The organism is Jiangella mangrovi (genome assembly GCF_014204975.1).
Taxonomy (GTDB): domain Bacteria; phylum Actinomycetota; class Actinomycetes; order Jiangellales; family Jiangellaceae; genus Jiangella; species Jiangella mangrovi.
Map to the genome: position 1 here is coordinate 6,045,955 of NZ_JACHMM010000001.1, position 15,208 is coordinate 6,061,162.

General features: G+C 71.5%; 12 protein-coding genes. 1 reads left to right on the forward strand and 11 read right to left on the reverse strand.

Annotation, left to right across the window (positions count from 1 at the left end; all coding sequences use genetic code 11):
- Window positions 1-40: 40 nt before the first annotated feature.
- A complete protein-coding gene (locus HD601_RS28025) occupies window positions 41-931 on the forward strand; it encodes an SIS domain-containing protein (protein ID WP_184827523.1) in 891 nt (296 codons plus the stop codon).
- A gap of 20 nt (window positions 932-951) precedes the next feature.
- Here HD601_RS28025 and HD601_RS28030 read toward each other — a convergent pair whose 3' ends face one another.
- The 11 genes from HD601_RS28030 to HD601_RS28080 form a co-directional block, all read right to left on the reverse strand.
- The gene (locus tag HD601_RS28030; protein ID WP_184827525.1) at window positions 952-2,238 is read right to left on the reverse strand and encodes a sulfatase family protein; all 1,287 of its coding nucleotides are present in this window, start codon (window positions 2,236-2,238) and stop codon (window positions 952-954) included.
- Window positions 2,235-3,500, reverse strand: a complete 1,266-nt coding sequence (locus HD601_RS28035; protein WP_184827527.1) for a sulfatase family protein — start codon at window positions 3,498-3,500, stop codon at window positions 2,235-2,237. Before HD601_RS28035 ends, HD601_RS28030 begins: the two co-directional genes overlap by 4 nt.
- Window positions 3,497-5,329, reverse strand: a complete 1,833-nt coding sequence (locus HD601_RS28040; RefSeq protein WP_184827529.1) for a fumarylacetoacetate hydrolase family protein — start codon at window positions 5,327-5,329, stop codon at window positions 3,497-3,499. The genes HD601_RS28035 and HD601_RS28040 overlap by 4 nt, the downstream gene beginning before the upstream one ends.
- 19 nt (window positions 5,330-5,348) lie before the next feature.
- Window positions 5,349-7,193, reverse strand: a complete 1,845-nt coding sequence (locus tag HD601_RS28045; RefSeq protein WP_221441379.1) for a glycoside hydrolase family 55 protein — start codon at window positions 7,191-7,193, stop codon at window positions 5,349-5,351.
- A 76-nt stretch (window positions 7,194-7,269) separates the two neighbouring features.
- Complete coding sequence (locus tag HD601_RS28050) at window positions 7,270-8,865, reverse strand: FAD-dependent oxidoreductase (protein ID WP_184830242.1); 1,596 nt, start codon at window positions 8,863-8,865, stop codon at window positions 7,270-7,272.
- Window positions 8,866-8,879: 14 nt separating this feature from the next.
- Window positions 8,880-9,713, reverse strand: a complete 834-nt coding sequence (locus HD601_RS28055) for an ATP-binding cassette domain-containing protein (RefSeq protein WP_221441381.1) — start codon at window positions 9,711-9,713, stop codon at window positions 8,880-8,882.
- Window positions 9,710-10,741 carry an oligopeptide/dipeptide ABC transporter ATP-binding protein gene (locus tag HD601_RS28060; protein ID WP_221441382.1) on the reverse strand — a complete coding sequence of 344 codons (1,032 nt, stop codon included), beginning with the start codon at window positions 10,739-10,741 and terminating at the stop codon, window positions 9,710-9,712. Before HD601_RS28060 ends, HD601_RS28055 begins: the two co-directional genes overlap by 4 nt.
- Window positions 10,734-12,263, reverse strand: a complete 1,530-nt coding sequence (locus tag HD601_RS28065) for an ABC transporter substrate-binding protein (protein ID WP_184827541.1) — start codon at window positions 12,261-12,263, stop codon at window positions 10,734-10,736. Before HD601_RS28065 ends, HD601_RS28060 begins: the two co-directional genes overlap by 8 nt.
- Window positions 12,264-12,307: 44 nt before the next feature.
- Window positions 12,308-13,195 (reverse strand): ABC transporter permease, encoded by an 888-nt coding sequence (locus tag HD601_RS28070; RefSeq protein ID WP_184827543.1) that lies wholly within the window; start codon window positions 13,193-13,195, stop codon window positions 12,308-12,310.
- The gene (locus tag HD601_RS28075) at window positions 13,192-14,121 is read right to left on the reverse strand and encodes an ABC transporter permease (protein ID WP_184827545.1); all 930 of its coding nucleotides are present in this window, start codon (window positions 14,119-14,121) and stop codon (window positions 13,192-13,194) included. Before HD601_RS28075 ends, HD601_RS28070 begins: the two co-directional genes overlap by 4 nt.
- Window positions 14,118-15,182 (reverse strand): LacI family DNA-binding transcriptional regulator, encoded by a 1,065-nt coding sequence (locus tag HD601_RS28080; RefSeq protein ID WP_184827547.1) that lies wholly within the window; start codon window positions 15,180-15,182, stop codon window positions 14,118-14,120. The genes HD601_RS28075 and HD601_RS28080 overlap by 4 nt, the downstream gene beginning before the upstream one ends.
- Between the last annotated feature and the right edge of the window lie 26 nt (window positions 15,183-15,208).

Genomic DNA, 15,208 nt, shown 5'->3' on the forward strand with positions numbered 1-15,208 from the left:
CTGTCCACACCGAAAACAGTTGCCGGATTACGATGAGCCAGTGGCACACGATGTGGTAGCGGCGCTGCGCGGCGCGCTCCCCGGCCTGCCACCGTCCGAGCGGCGCATCGCCGAGCACGTCATCGCGAGCCCGGCGGTGGTCATCGACCAGACCATCACCGAACTCGCGGCCAGTTGCTCGACGTCCATCGCGAGCGTCGTGCGCTTCTGCCGCAACGTCGGGTTCGCCGGCTACCGGGAGTTCCGGCGTGCGCTGGCCTCGTCGGTGGGCCGCGACGAGGTGTCGCTCAACCGGTTCGGGGTGTCCGACAGCGACATCGATCCGGACGACTCGGCCCGCGACGTCATCGCCAAGCTCGCCTTCCATGAGGCCCGGTCGATCGAGGCGACCGCCGAGGGCCTGGACGCGGACGCGCTGGACCGCATCGCCGAGGCCGTCGTCGCCGCGCCGCGCACCGACGTCTACGGGGTCGCGTCCAGCGGGCTGGCCGCGGCCGATCTCCAGCACAAGCTGCACCGCATCGGACTCACGTCCTACTACTGGAGCGACGCGCACTTCGCGCTGATGAGCGCCGCCGTCCTCGAGCCGGGCTGCATCGCGATCGGCTTCTCCCACTCCGGCCTGACGGTAGAGATCGCCGAGTTCCTCACCGCCGCCCGCCGGGCCGGCGCCACCACCGCGCTGATCACGAACTTCCGCAACTCCCCGATGGCCGAGAAGGCCGACCACGTCCTCACGACGAGCACCAGCGAGACGGCCTACCGACCGGCCAACATGTCCAGCCGCATCGCCCAGCTCGCCGTCGTGGACTTCCTGTTCGTGCGGATCGCCCAGCGCCTCTACCGGAGCTCGACACCGGAGTTGCAGTCCACCTACGACGCCGTGCAGCCGCATCGCCTCGACAAGGGCCGGCCGCGGTCCGCCGGGTGACGAGCCGGGCCTCATCTCGGCTACGGCAGGGTCGCTCGACCGGCCGCGCGGGCCTCCGCGGCATCGCGCTGGCCGGCGATCTCGGCCTCGAAGGCCGCCGCCAGCTCGGTGAGGTGCTCGACCACGCCAGGATTCCCGTGCCGTAGGTCGTAGGTCTCCGCCGGGTCCAGCTCGAGGTCGAACAACTGGGGCAGCTCCCGGCCCTGGGCGCGGTTCGGGTCACGCGGAAAGCGGTCCAGATGCAGCTTCCAGCGCCCCCACCGCACCGCGTTGAGTGTCCACCAGTGGAAGAAGAACAACGCCCGCGGCTCCGGCTGCACGCCGCCCGTGAGGACGTCGGTGATGTCGACCCCGTCGATCGGCCGATCCCCCGGCACCGCTCCCCCGGCCAGCCCGGCCAGCGTCGGCAGCAGGTCGAACAGGCACACCACCTCGTCGGACACCACGCCCTCCGGGATCCGCCCCGGCCAGCGTGCGACGAACGGGACCCGGATGCCACCCTCGTACGTGTGCAGCTTGGTGCCGCGCAGTCCCCCGGTGCTGCCCTCGAACCACGGCCCGTTGTCACTGGTCACCATCACCAGCGTGTCGTCGGCCAGGCCGAGGTCGTCCAGCCGGTCGAGCAGCCGCCCGACATGGTGGTCCAGGCTCTCGACGACGTCGCCGTACCGGCCGCCGGCCGACCGGCCGCTGAACTCGTCCTCCACATGCAGCGGGATGTGCGGCATGGTGTGCGCGAGATACACGAAGAACGGCTCGTGGGCGCGCCGTTCGATACTGTGCCGCTCGACGAAGGCGATGGCCTGGTCGGTGTAGGTACGGGTGAGCGCCGCCTGGTCGACGTCGGCAGTGGTGATCTCCTCCCCCTCGAACAGCTCGACCGGGTGCATGTCGTTGCTGTAGAGCAGCCCGGCGTACTCGTCGAAGCCGTGCCGGGTCGGGTAGTGCTCCGGCCGGCACCCCAGATGCCACTTGCCGAACATGGCCGTCCGGTAGCCGGCATCGCGCAGCAGCTGCGGCAACGTGTACTCGAACGACGGCAACCCGGTCCCGTCGCGCGGGTTCAGCACCTTCGGCAGACCGACCCGCTGCGGATACCGGCCGGTCAGCAACGCCGCGCGCGACGGGGTGCACACCGCCGAGGCCGCGTACATGTGCCGCACCGTGATCCCCTCGGCGGCGACCGAGTCGATCCGCGGCGTCCGCACGATCGTGTTCCCCATGCAGCTCAGGTCGCCGTAGCCGAGGTCGTCCATCACCACCAGGACGATGTTCGGCCGGGTCTGGGCGGGCGGATGGTCGCTCATCGTCTCCCCGTGTCCTCGTGCTGGTCCAGCGCCGGATCGCCGGTCTCGGTCATCCAGGCCTCGAGACGCGCCGCGAGATCGGCTTTCACCAGCGCGTACGACGCGTCGTCGGCGAGGTCGTGCAGCTGCCAGGGGTCGTCGTCGAGGTCGTAGAGCTCCTCGCCCGGCCGGGGCCGCAGGCGATCCTCACCCAGGCCCAGCCGCACCGGGCTGCGCTCGATGTCACCGGACAGCCTCGGCGGCGTGCCCGGATCGAGGTTGCGGATGTAGGCGAACCGGTCGGTGCGGATCCCCCGGATCGGGTCGTACTCGTCGTGGTGGTTCTTCTCCGCGAAGACCTCCGTGCGCCGCGGGCCGGGCTCGCCACGCAGGACGTGAGCGAAGCTGTGCCCCTGGACGGACGGCGGCACCTCCCCACCGGCCAGCTCGAGCAGCGTCGGCAGCACATCGACATGGCTGAGCAGCCCGTCCGGAGCACCCGGCGCGACACCCCACGAGCGTGGCGGCCGGGCGAGGAACGCCACCCCGATGCCGGGGTCGTACAGCGTGCCCTTCGCCCGCGGGTACGCGATCCCGTGATCGGTGGTGAACAGCACCAGCGTCGACTCCGCCAGGCCGGCCCGATCGATGGCGTCGAGGACGCGCCCGGTCGCGGCGTCGGCGACCCGGATCGAGCCGAGGAACGCGCCCAGATCCGCCCGCGTGTGCTGGTTGTCCGGCAGGTACGGCGGAACCTCGACCGACCCCGGGTCGACCGGCGGGTATTCCTCCGCCGTATACGGGCGGTGCGTCTCGAAGAACCCGACCGTGAGGAAGAACGGCTCCGCCGGTGCCGCCTCCAGCCATTGCACCGCCTTCTGCGCCACCGGCCCGCACCGGGCCGGACCCGTGAGCCAGGGATGGACCTCGTCGAAACCGAGCCGGTACGGGTCCCGGCTCTCGTGCTGCTGACCGATCAGAGCGCTCCGGTAACCGAGCTCGGACAACAACGACGGCGCCGTCCGCTCACCCGGCCCGTACTCCCAACCCCGGTTCACCAGACCCATCAGCCCGTTCGTGTGCGGGTAACGGCCGGTGAACAACGAGCCCCGGGCCGGGCTGCACAACGGCGCCGTGCAGAACGCCCGGTCGAACCGCAGGCCCTCGGCGGCCAGCCGATCGACGGCAGGACTGGTCACGTCACCATGGCCGTACGCACCCAGATGCGTGCCGACGTCGTGCCAGTGGATCAGCACCACGTTCGGGCGCTCGGCCGCGGTCATGCGCGGCCGGCCGATCCGTGCGGCGCGAGATCGGCGCACACCTCCCCGAGGCCCTCGATGCCGCCGCGGACGACGATGCCGGCCTCGTACTCGGCCCGGCTGAGCACGAGCCGCGCCGCGGCCGACCCGAGCGTGATGACGTCGCCGGGGAACAGCGTGATCATGGCCGAGATGGTCCTGATGAGGTCGTCCGGTCCGGCGATGTACTCCGAGGTCGAACCGCTCACCATCCGCGAACCGGCCGTCAGCGAACCGGCCGTCAGCGACATGGCCCGGCCGCGCCAGTCGTGGCCGGGGAGCGGCGTGAGCGGCGCTCCCACCACGTTGAACCCGTCGGCCCACCGGCCGTACATGGCGGGGATGCCGCGTTCACCGGTCCGCGCCGGCTCGACGACCGCGTCGGCGAACGAGCGGTCGCACACCGAGATCAGCGGCGCGTACCCGAGCACGAGCTCTCGCCCGTCCTGCGCCTCGGCCGCGAGGGCACGGACGACGACGGCGAGCTCGATGCTCACGACGAGGTCGGTGGCGCGCGGCGGGATCTCCAGGGGGCCGCTGACGCCCAGGGAGCTCGCGGGCCCGTTGAGGAACCGCGGCACCTCGAGCCGGGCGAGCCCGTCGGTCTCCTCGGCGCCGACGTGGTTGCCGAACGACGTGTAGAAGTGCCGGGCCGACCCGGGCGTCCAAGCGTCCGGCGACTCCAGCGCGGACGCGCCGGAGGCCGCCACCTGCCGCACCGCATAGGACGGGTGCGACTCCAGCGACACCGGGCTCTCGGCGACGGCCACCGGGTTCACCAGCGTTCCGACGTCCTCGATCTCGACCTCCAGGCGGGTCCGCGGGTCGGCCACGTCCTCCGGCAACACCGGCAGCCCGTCGACCCCCATGGTCGCGAAGTGGAGGACGTCGCCCGGGTACAACGAGGCGAACGACGAGTACCAGGAGATGACGCGCTCGATCCCCAGCAGGGTCGCCCCGCTGTGCGCGCGGTCCCGCGTCCGCCCCGTCTGCCGGGTGTACATCAGCAGGTCGTACGGATCGCCGACCTCGTCCCTCGTCACGAGGAACGGGCCCATCGGGGCGAGCGTGTCGGCCTTCTTCCCGCCCCACGAGGCGGTCACCTGGTACAGCCAGTCGCTGTAGCCCTCCGGTAACGAGTACCCGCGTCCGGCGTTGCCCGGGACGATGTCGTAGTAGTAGGTGCCGGACACGTCGTTCACCACGGTGTAGCCGGCGACGTGCTCCATGGCCCGCTCCAGCGGGATGTACCGGCCGGCCCTGCCGATCACCACGGCCAGCTCGACGTTGTAGGCCATGAGGGGCAGGTGGTGACCGTTCCGGAACGTCACCGGCGCGCCCGGGCCGATCGCCGCCCCCTGCGGTCGTTGGTGCCCGAGCGGGAAGAGGTTGACGAGGGGGATGCCCGGCCTGTTCCGCACGAACGACGGAGCGTTCGCGACCAGCCCCCAGTAGAGCCGCGGCCGGGGAACGGGCGCCAGGAGCTCGACCTCCTCCAGCGGGAGCCCGGCCTTCGGCAGCAGCGTGGCGTCCGACCGGGCCACGAACCGCTCGACGTACGCGACCAGCCGCGACAGCGCCGCCATGCCCTCGTCCTCGAGGGCGAGGAACCCCACGAGCGTGGTCGGCCAGTCGTCCCCGCGGAACCGGGGACGACTGGCGACGAGGCCGGACGACGGGATCGACGCGTACCGGGCGAGGAAGGCCTCGGCCCGCGCGGGCTCGACCACCCAGGTCTGCCCGGTCGCCGGCTCGTCGATGACGAAACCCCACCGTTCGACGCCGTCGGCGAGATGGCTGGCGAGCCTCACGTGTCGATCCCTTCGAGTCTCAGGAGTTCCGGAGCGGTCCACCCAGCGGCAGGCGCCGCCAGGCCGTGCCGTCGCCGACGGCGAGCACGCCGGAGCCGGTCGACGCGTCCTGCACCAGGGCCACCGTGCCCGCGGCCGGCTCCCCCAGATCGGCCGCCGAGACGACGGTGAGCTGCAGGTTGTGCGCGAAGACGGTCCGGATCTTCCGGTCCGCCGAGCCGATGTCGCGGGCGTTGTCGACGGTGGGAACGAGCCCGTTGATGTCCACGCGCATGGACGCGACGCCGTTGGTGTCGTTCGTCGAGCAGAGCAGCTCGACGGCGGCCGCGCCCGACGCATTGGCCGGGACGACCCGCACGCCGCCCTTCACCCCCGGTCCTGCGCCGGTCGCCTGCTCCGACGCGGCGACGAAGCTGCCGTACGCGTCGGTGCCGGGGGCGGGCGCGGTGGTCGCCCGGACGACGAGTGCGCCGTTCTTCGCCGCGCTGAGCTCGTGCTGGCGCGCGCCGGAGCTGCGGCGCTCGATGTAGTTGTCCGGCCCGAACGCGTCGGCGTACACGAGACCGCTCGCGCCGTCGACGATGTTGCCCACGACGGTCGATCCGGCCAGCGTCCCGATCACCCGCACCGGGGGTGCGCCGGCGACGGTGTTCGCACCGAACGCGTTGCCCATGACCGACATCCCGGTGGCGTTCCCGTTGACGCGGACGGCGCTCCACCGCTCCTCGGCGACGAGGTTCCAGTTGTCGAACGAGTTCGCCGTGATCGTGACCTCCGACGCCGCCGCGGCGAAGTAGACCGGCGACCCGTCGACCCAGTTGAAGCTGTTGCCGGTGATCGTGACGTTGCGCCCGGCCGCCTCGGGACGGAACTCGATGGCGTGTCGCGGCCGCGCGCCCCCACCCGGCTCGCCCCCGCCCAGGACGTTCCCGGTGAAGGTGAGGTTGGAGCCTCCCGACTGCACCGAGATCACGGCGGCGTCGGTGGCGTTGGTGGCCCCGTTCTCGACGACGTTGCCGGAGAACGTCGAGTTGATGATGCCGCCGGTGAACAACCGCCGGCCGATGTCGAGGATGTTGTTCGCGATGATCGCGCCACGGAAGTGGTCCGCATCGGCGCCGGTCGTCCTGATCGCGAAGCTCATGCTGTGGAAGTGGTTGCCCTCGATGAGCCACTTGCGCATTCCGTACGGCAGCACGTGGACGTTGGTGCCGGCGACGCCCGCGGTGGGCCACGAGATGTCGAGGCCCACATCGCCGACGGCGACGAGGTTGTTGGTGAACACCAGTCCGCGGCCGACGTGCTTCACCGCGGTGAAGAACTCGACGAACGTGCACTCGGTGATGGTGGCGTCGGTGTCGTCGGTGTTCGCGAGTCCCACGGGCAGTGTGTCGTCGCGTTTGGTCTGGATGGCCACCGAGTTCGTCTGGCTCGCGGGGGTGACGAAGGCCAGGCCGCGGAAGGCCGACAGGGGCGCGCCGCACTGGATCCCCGTGCCGTTGAAGTCGACGTCGATGATCGACGTCCGCGACCCCATGGTCCCCGCGCCGGCGAGGACGATCCGGTTGAAGTTCGTGGCCTCCGTCTTCTCAACATCGGGGATCACGAGCGTGCGCGTGATGCGGTAGGTGCCCGGCGGGAAGTAGACGAGCTTGTTCGGCTTGGCCTGCTGGGCGTCGATGGCCTGCTGGATGGCGTCGGTGTCGTCGGCGACGCCGTCACCGGCGGCGCCGAAGTCCTGCGGGGTCGTGGCGCCGGACACGTCGACGGCGGGTGCCGCCTGCGCCGACGCGCTCACCGCGCCGAGCGTCGCGGTGGCGACCCCCGCGATGCCGGCGGTACGGAGGAGCTGACGCCTGTTCACGGGTGTGACCATGCTGCTGTGTCCCTTCGCTGGGTGGAGTAGCCGGTTCTCGTGCGGTGTCTGGTTCAGGTGGCCGTCAGTAGCCCTTGACCTCGGGCCAGGCGAGCTCGAACCCGTCGGCGACCAGTTCGCGCTGGAAGTCCTCGAGCCGGCCGGCGTCGCCGCGCACCTGCTCGGGGGTGAGGGAGTTGGCCAGGCAGTGCGCGGCCAGGGCGCCCGCGGCCTCGCCGATGTTCCACTCGACGGGGTGCAGGCGATAGCAGCCGTTGGTGATGTGCGTCGTGCCGAGGTTCTTCCCGGCGGCCAGCAGGTTTTCCACGCGGATCGGCAGCAGCGCGCCGAGCGGGATCTGGAACGGGCTGCTGGGCACGTCGAGGTAGGTGTCGCCGCCGGTCGACGGGTGCAGGTCGATCCGGTACATCCCGATGCCGACGGAGTCCGGGTAGCGCACGGCGCCGGCATCGCCGCGGACTGTCATCGACAGGTCCTGTTCGGCGACGGTCGTCCGTGCCTTGATGCGGCGGGACTCGCGGATGTACGGCGCCATGGCCAGGCCGTCGTCGGTGCCCATGAGGTCGGGTCGCAGCCGCAGCCCCGGCCAGCCCGCGCCGCCGTCGGGCCGCGGCGCCTCGGTCTGCAGCCAGAAGAGCATGCTCAGCGACAGCTGCCGGGCACCTTCCAGGTGCTCGACGCGCTCGTTGTCCGGGACACCGACCAGCGGGCCGGGCAGGTAGTCGATCATCGGCCAGTTGACGACGGTGACGTCGCTCGCCGCGAAGCCCGGCTCGTACTGCTCTCGGGCGAGGATCCGGCGGAACAGCCACAGGTCGCGGTCGCCGGGGTCCTTGCTCTGGTCGGCCACCACCGGGCCGGCAGGAGCGTGGGGCACGAACGTCCGGGTGAGCGGCTCCAGCGTGCGCGGGTCGGGCGCGGTGAGGCTGAGCAGGCGATCCGGCCAGAAGTCCGGCTGGTAGTCGTGCCAGAAGCCGTACTGATCGGGGCGGTCGATCGTGTGGTCCTCGCCCTCGAGGTGCTCGACGGCGAACACCCACGAGAACGCCTGCTGGTTGAGCGGCTGGGCCTCGCTCGGCGCACTCGGCTCGCCGGTCTCCGACTGGGCCTCGAAGCCGATGCCGTGCTCGACCCCGGCCAGCGGCAGCAGGTCGCCGAGCTCGGTGGCGTCCAGGACGTACGCCGCCTCGATGGTGTGCTCCGCTCCGTCGCGGCCGACGACGGTGACGGCGCTGACGCGGTCGCCGTCGGTCCGGGCGGCGACGGGACGCCGGCCGGTCAGGACCCGCAACGTACCGGCGGAGCGGTACGGGGCGAGCATGGCCTCGAGCACGGACAGGGCGGCCCTCGGCTCGTGGCACAGCCGGCTCACCCGACCCAGGCCCGGGTTCAGGTCGGCCCGACGGCGTGCGGCCGCGGTGAGCGGATACCAGGTCCGGTAGTGGTCGCGCACGCCGTCACGGAACGCGCGATACGAGCGGGTGCAGCCGAACTGCTCGATCCACGGGTGCTCGTCGGGTGGGACGGCCTGGCTGGTGAGCTGCCCGCCGAGCCAGTCGTACTCCTCGGTCACGATCACCGAGCGGCCGCGTCGCAGCGCCGCCAGAGCCGCCGCGACCCCGCCCACACCTCCGCCGACGATCAGGATGTCGGTGCGCAGGTTCGCGTCTGTCGTCACCTGATCTGCTCCCGTGTGTGCTCGAACCCGGCCCGCGTGCCCTCCAGGTCGTGTGCCGCGCTCAGCAGCCCACGCGTGTAGGGATGGGCCGGCGCCGTGAACAGCTGCTCGGCGGTCGCGCACTCCACCAGCTCGCCGGTCCTCATCACCGCCACCCGGTCCGCGATCTGGCGCACCACCGCGAGGTCGTGCGTGATGAAGAGGACCGACAGGTCGTGGGTGCGCCGCAGGTCGACCAGCAGGCGCAGGATCTGCGACTGGACCGACACGTCCAGGGCCGACACCGCCTCGTCGCACACCAGCAGCCGCGGCCGCAGCGCCAGGGCCCGGGCGATGCTCACCCGCTGGCGCTGGCCGCCCGAGAGCGCCGACGGACGACGGCCGGCGACCCCCGCGTCGAGGCCGACGTCGGCGAGCACGTCCGCCAGCGCCTGCCGGCGGTCGCCCTCCGGCGCGACCGCGGGATGCACCTTCCACGCCTCACGGATGATCGCGCCGACGGTCATCCGCGGGTTGAGCGACGAGCCGGGATCCTGGAACACCATCTGGATGGCGCGCTGCACCTCGGCCGGCCGCTTGTCCACCGGACCGAGCGCCCGGCCCTCATAGGTGACGGTGCCCGCCTGCGGGCGGACCAGCCCGAGGACGCAGCGCGCGACGGTCGACTTCCCCGACCCGGACTCGCCGACCAGCGCCAGCGTCTCCTTGGCCCGGACGTCCAGGTCGACACCGGCGACGGCCTGGACGACCGTCCGGCCGCCGCGCAGCGACCGGCGGGGTCCGGTGAACACCACCCTCAGGTCGCGGATCTCGAGCACGGGCGAGCTCACGGCAGCACCTCCTCGGCACGATGGCAGGCGCTGAACCGGCCCGGCTCGACCTCGCGCAGCACCGGCACCTCGGTACGGCAGCGGTCCTGCGCCAGCGGGCAGCGCGGATGGAACGCACACCCGGCGGGCCGTTCGAACGGGTTGGCCGGAGCCCCCTGCAACGGCTCGGCGATCGCCGACCTCGTGCTGACCGCCGGCACGTTGTTGGCCAGCGCCCGGGTGTACGGGTGGCGTGGGCGCTCCAGCACCTCCCGCGCCGGGCCGCGCTCGGCGACCCGTCCGGCGTACATGACCACCACGTCGTCGGCGACGTGCGCCATGACCCGCAGGTCGTGGCTCACCAGCAGCAGCGCCAGGTGCTCCTGCTCGCGCAGGTCGGCCAGCAGCCGCAGGATGCGCGCCTGGGTCGTGACGTCGAGGGCAGTCGTCGGCTCGTCGGCGATGATCAGCTGCGGCTCCCCGGCCAGGGCCATCGCGATCATGACCCGCTGGCGCATGCCGCCGGACAGCTCGTGCGGGTACACGTCGATCCGCTGGTCCGGGTCCGGGATGCCGACCCGGTCCAGCAGCTCCAGCACCCTGACTCGGACCTGCTGACGCGCCATGCCGCCGCGGCGCAGGATCTCGCCGATCTGCCGGCCGACCGTCTGGATCGGGTTGAGGGCAGCCAGCGGGTCCTGGAAGATCACGCCGATCTCCCGCCCCCGGACCTGCCGGAGCCGGCGCGGAGCAGCGGTGAGGAGGTCCTCCGACCTCCAGGTGACGCGGCCGGAGGTGACGGCCTCAGGCGGCAGCAGCCCGACGATCGACATGGCGCTCATCGTCTTGCCGCTGCCGGACTCCCCGATCAGGCCGGTCGTGCGGCCGGCGTCCACGGCGAAGGACACCTTGTCGATCACGGTGCCGGTCGTGGCGCCCGACGGCAGCACGACCTCGAGGTCCTCGACCCGGAGCAGGGGCGCTCCGGGTGCGGGGGCCGGGTCGCCTGCCGCGGGCGCCACGACGGTGGCCGAGTGCTGGTCAGTCACCCGAGACCGTGACCTCGTCGAAGTAGGGCACGCCGTCCGAGACGGGCTCGAATCCCTCGACACCGCTCCGCCACGCATACGGCTGCTCGACGAACATCGGGTACATGCCGACCCCGTCGTTCCAGATGATCTCGATCGCCTGCGCGTACAGCTCCTCGCGCTGTGCCGTGTCGCTGGTCGAGCCGGCCTCGGCGAGGATCCGGTCGAGGTCCTCGTTGCAGTAGCCCATGCGGTTCGCCTCGCAGGTGTAGAGACGGCCCAGGTTGGTCGCCGCGTCGTACCCCTGCGACCCCAGCTGCTGCAGGTTCATGTCCCAGTTCAGTGCCAGCAGGTCCTCGAGGAAGACGGCCTGCTCCTTCTCCTGCGGCTCGACTGTCACGCCGATGTCGGCCAGGTCCGAGACCACCGCGTCGACGAAGTTGCGGAAGTTGGCCTGCGAGAACTGCCAGCGGATCACGGTGCCGTAGTCGAACCCGGCCGCGTCCAGCGCCGCCTTGGCCGCCTCCGGGTCGTACTCCACCGGCTCCTGCGGCGCATAGCCGAGCACGGCGGGGCTGATCGGCGAGTCCGCCGGCGTCCCGGTCTCGGGGTAGAGCGATGCGATGATCGCCTCGAAGTCGACCGCCTGCCAGAGCGCCCGCCGGACGGCCGGGTCCTGCAGGGCCGGGGTGGAGCCGTTCATCCACATCGTGAGGACGCCCGGGCTGGGGACGGTCTCGACGGTGAGGTCGGAGTCGGACTTCAGCGCGGCGATCTGGTCGTCGGGCATGCTCCAGGTGACGTCGACCTCGCCGGTCTGCAGCGCCGTCATCCGCGCCGCCACCTCGGGGATCGACTGGAACTCCAGCGAGTCCAGGGCCGGCTCGCCGTCCCAGTAGCCGGCGTTCGGGGTGAGCCGGAGCGTGGCTCCGGGCTCGAACGACTCCACGACGAACGGGCCGGACCCGATCGGCTCCTGGAAGAAGCCCGCCTCGGCTGCGGCCTGCGGCGTGACGAAGAACGACGAGATCTTGCCGAGGAACGCGGCGTCCGGCGCCGCGGACGTGAACACGACCGTCGACTCGTCGGGAGCGGCGACGGTGTACCCGCCGAAGTTGCCGGCCAGCGGCCCCTCCCCCGCCAGGACGCGCTCGAACGACGCCACGACGTCGGCCGCCGTCACGGGTGTGCCGTCGGAGAACTCGACGCCCTCGCGCAACGTGAAGGTCCACTCGCTGGCGTCGGCGTTGGGCTCCCACGACTCCGCGAGCTCGCCCTCGAACTCTCCGGACCCCGTGCTGACGACGAGCTGGCTGAAGATCGCCCGGGCCGCGAGCTGGGTGCCGGCGTCCATGCTCGCCGGCCCGTGGGGGTCGAGGTTCTCGATCGGGATCGGCCCGGCGACGGTCAGGTCGCCGCCGGCCGCGACGGAGTCACCGGTCTCCGATGCCGGGTCGTCGGAGGAGGAGCAGGCGGCAGCCACGATGAGCAGTGCGAGGGCGCCTGCCGCCGAGGCGAGTGGTCGCCGGGTACGGAACGTCATGGTGAGAGTCCTTTCGTCATGGGAGGAAGTGAGACGCCGGCGCCCTAGTCCCGCTGACGCGTGAACCGCCGGGTGAGCCTGTCGCCGACCAGCCCGATGCAGATGACCAGGACGGTGAGCGCGATGCCGGGGAAGACCGTGATCCACCAGGCCGTGCCCAGGTGCTCCCGGCCACCCGCGATGGCCTGTCCCCACGAGACGATGTGCGGAGGGAGGCCCAGGCCGAGGAAGCTGAGGGCGGCCTCGGACAGCACCGCCGATGCGAGCTCGATGGTGGCCAGGGCGACGACCGATCCGGTCAGGAACGGCACGATGTGACGGGTCAGGGTCGCGGACTTGGAGAGGCCCATGATCCGGGCGGCATCGACCCAGTCGCGCTCCCGGGTGGACATCGTGATGCTGCGCGACAGCCGGGCGAAGCCGACCCAGCCCCCCACCGACAACGCGATGATCACGACGTTCATACCGCGCTCGAGCAGACCGGCGATGACGATCGCGAGCAGGATGCCGGGGAAGGCCATCAGGATGTCGACGGTCCGTGAGATGACCGCGTCGGACAGCCCGCCCGAGTATCCCGCGATCGCGCCCAGCGCGACACCGATCAGGCCGCACAGCGCGACGACCGAGATGCCGATGATGAACGACGTCCTCGCGCCGTAGACCACCTGGGCCAGGACGTCCCTGCCGACGGCGTCGGTGCCCAGCCAGGCGGTACCCGACCCCGTCGCCGATCCCGGAGGCAGGAGGCGCTCGGTGACCTCGGTGGCTACCGGGTCGTAGTCGATCAGGAACGGGCCGATCGCCGCCGCGAGCACGTAGATGCCGATGATCACGTACGGGATCGCCGAGAGTGGGCGGCGGCGCCGGCGGGGGCCGGGCGGCGCCGCCGGACCCGGCGCGGCCTCGGTGAGCAGGATGTCCGACTGGGTCATCGGCGCGCCTCCAGCCGGATGCGGGGGTCGAGCTTGGCGTTGACGATGTCGGCGGCCAGGTTGAGGACGATCACGCACAGCCCGATCAGGACGGTGGCCGCCTGGACGACCGCGTAGTCACGGTTGCCGACCGCGCCGACGAGCAGCGATCCGAGGCCCGGCCAGGCGAACACCGTCTCGATGATCACCGCGCCCCCGAGCAGCGTCCCGACCTGCAGGCCGACCACCGTCACCACGGGGATGAGCGAGTTCTTCACGACGTGGCCGGTGAGCACCTGCGTCTCGGTGAGGCCCTTCGACCGCGCGGTCAGGACGAAGGCCTCGGACATGGTCTCGGCCACGCCGCTGCGGGTCATGCGCGCCACCAGCGCGGTGAACGGGATCGACAGCGTGACCGCCGGCAGGACGAGATTGGCGAGGCTGCCGCCGCCGGCGCTGGGCAGCACCTGGAGCTGCAACGCGAAGATCAGGATGAACATGATCCCGACCCAGAACGGCGGCAGTGCCTGCAGGCCGAGGGCGACCGTGGAGACCGCCCGGTCCAGCGCGCTCCCCGGCTTCTTGCCGGCGACGACTCCCAGGATCAGGCCGAAGACGATCGCCATGGCAGTGGCGGCCAACGTGAGCTGGACGGTCGCCGGGAAGCGCTCGATCACCTGGTCCATCGCCGGGCGGCCGAAGCGGTAGGACTCGCCGAAGTCGAGCCGCACGACGTCGCCGAGGTAGGAGAGGTACTGCAGCGGGAGCGGCCGGTCGAGGCCGAGGCTGCTCCGCAGCGCCTCGAGCTCCGCCGGGGTCGCGTCCGGGCCGAGCGCCACGGTGGCCTGGTCGCCGGGGGCGAGCCTGACGACGACGAAGACCGCGGTGACGACGCCCCAGATGGTGAGCAGGCCGATCGCCAGCCGCTTGATGACGAAGTAGCTCATCGCGACGATCCCTTCGGCGGCGCGGCGACCGAGTCGCCGGCGATGGGCGTGCAGGCGACGCTCAGCTGCCGGGGGGCGCCGTCCTCGTCGTCGAGCAGGTCGAGGAGCAGTCGGACGGCCTCTCGTCCCATCTGCTCGCGGTGCAGCGAGAACCGGGTCCAGTCGCGCGCGTTCTCGCCGAGCGCCGGGTCGCCGAGGAGCACGACCGAGCAGTCCTCGGGGATGCGGACGCCGGCCTCCTCGGCGGCACGTTCCACCGCGGCGATGGTGGAGTCGTCCTCGCTGGGTTCGACCAGCAGTGCCGTGACGCCGTCGGACAGCCAGCCGCGCAGCAGGTCGCCGGTCACGGAGCCCGGGTCGTCGACCACGTGGGTGTGGCACTCGCCGGCCGGGATCCCGGTCTCGCCGAGGCCTCGCAGGAAGCCGGCCTCGCGGTCCTGGCTCGGCTCCTGCCCGTCGCTCAGCTTCAGGTACGCCAGACGGCGGTGCCCGAGCCGGGCCAGCTCCCCGACCATGTCGCTGGTGGCGCCCACGTAGTCCGCTGCGACGTAGGACAGCTCCGCGCCGGGAACCTCACGCCGGCCGACGAACACGAACGGGAAGTCCTCCTGCACCAGCGCGGCCAGATCATCTCGATGCAAATGGCGCCCGAGGAGCACGCAACCGTCGGCCACCTTCAGCCGGTTGACGCCTCCCGCATAGATGCGGCGATCGCCTCCGGAGCTCGCCGAGCTGAACAACAGCAGATCGTAGCCATATTCGGCCGTCGCCTCTTCCACACCGAGGAGGAACGGAAAGTAAAAGTCCCTCTGACCGACCGGAAATACGGGTTCGAACGTATAGAGGCCCAGCATGCGATTGCGCCCGCCCTTGAGCCTGCGCGCCGCCGCGTTGACCGTATAGCCCAGTTCCGCGGCCGCCTCGAGCACGGCCCGGCGCGTGCCCTCGGCGACCTGCTCGCTGGCCGCGCCGCCACTGATCACCAGCGACACCGTCGCCTGCGACACGCCGACGCGACGGGCTATGTCCACCTGGGTGGGTCGCCGTCGTTGCGCTGCCATCTGAGTCCTTAATACGTATTGGGTCT

Excerpts from the sequence above, each read along its gene's own strand:
- HD601_RS28065 (WP_184827541.1), bottom strand. The coding sequence starts at position 12,263 with ATGACGTTCCGTACCCGGCGACCACTCGCCTCGGCGGCAGGCGCCCTC.
- HD601_RS28070 (WP_184827543.1), bottom strand. The coding sequence starts at position 13,195 with ATGACCCAGTCGGACATCCTGCTCACCGAGGCCGCGCCGGGTCCGGCG.
- HD601_RS28075 (WP_184827545.1), bottom strand. The coding sequence starts at position 14,121 with ATGAGCTACTTCGTCATCAAGCGGCTGGCGATCGGCCTGCTCACCATC.
- HD601_RS28035 (WP_184827527.1), bottom strand. The coding sequence starts at position 3,500 with ATGACCGCGGCCGAGCGCCCGAACGTGGTGCTGATCCACTGGCACGAC.
- HD601_RS28030 (WP_184827525.1), bottom strand. The coding sequence starts at position 2,238 with ATGAGCGACCATCCGCCCGCCCAGACCCGGCCGAACATCGTCCTGGTG.
- HD601_RS28080 (WP_184827547.1), bottom strand. The coding sequence starts at position 15,182 with ATGGCAGCGCAACGACGGCGACCCACCCAGGTGGACATAGCCCGTCGC.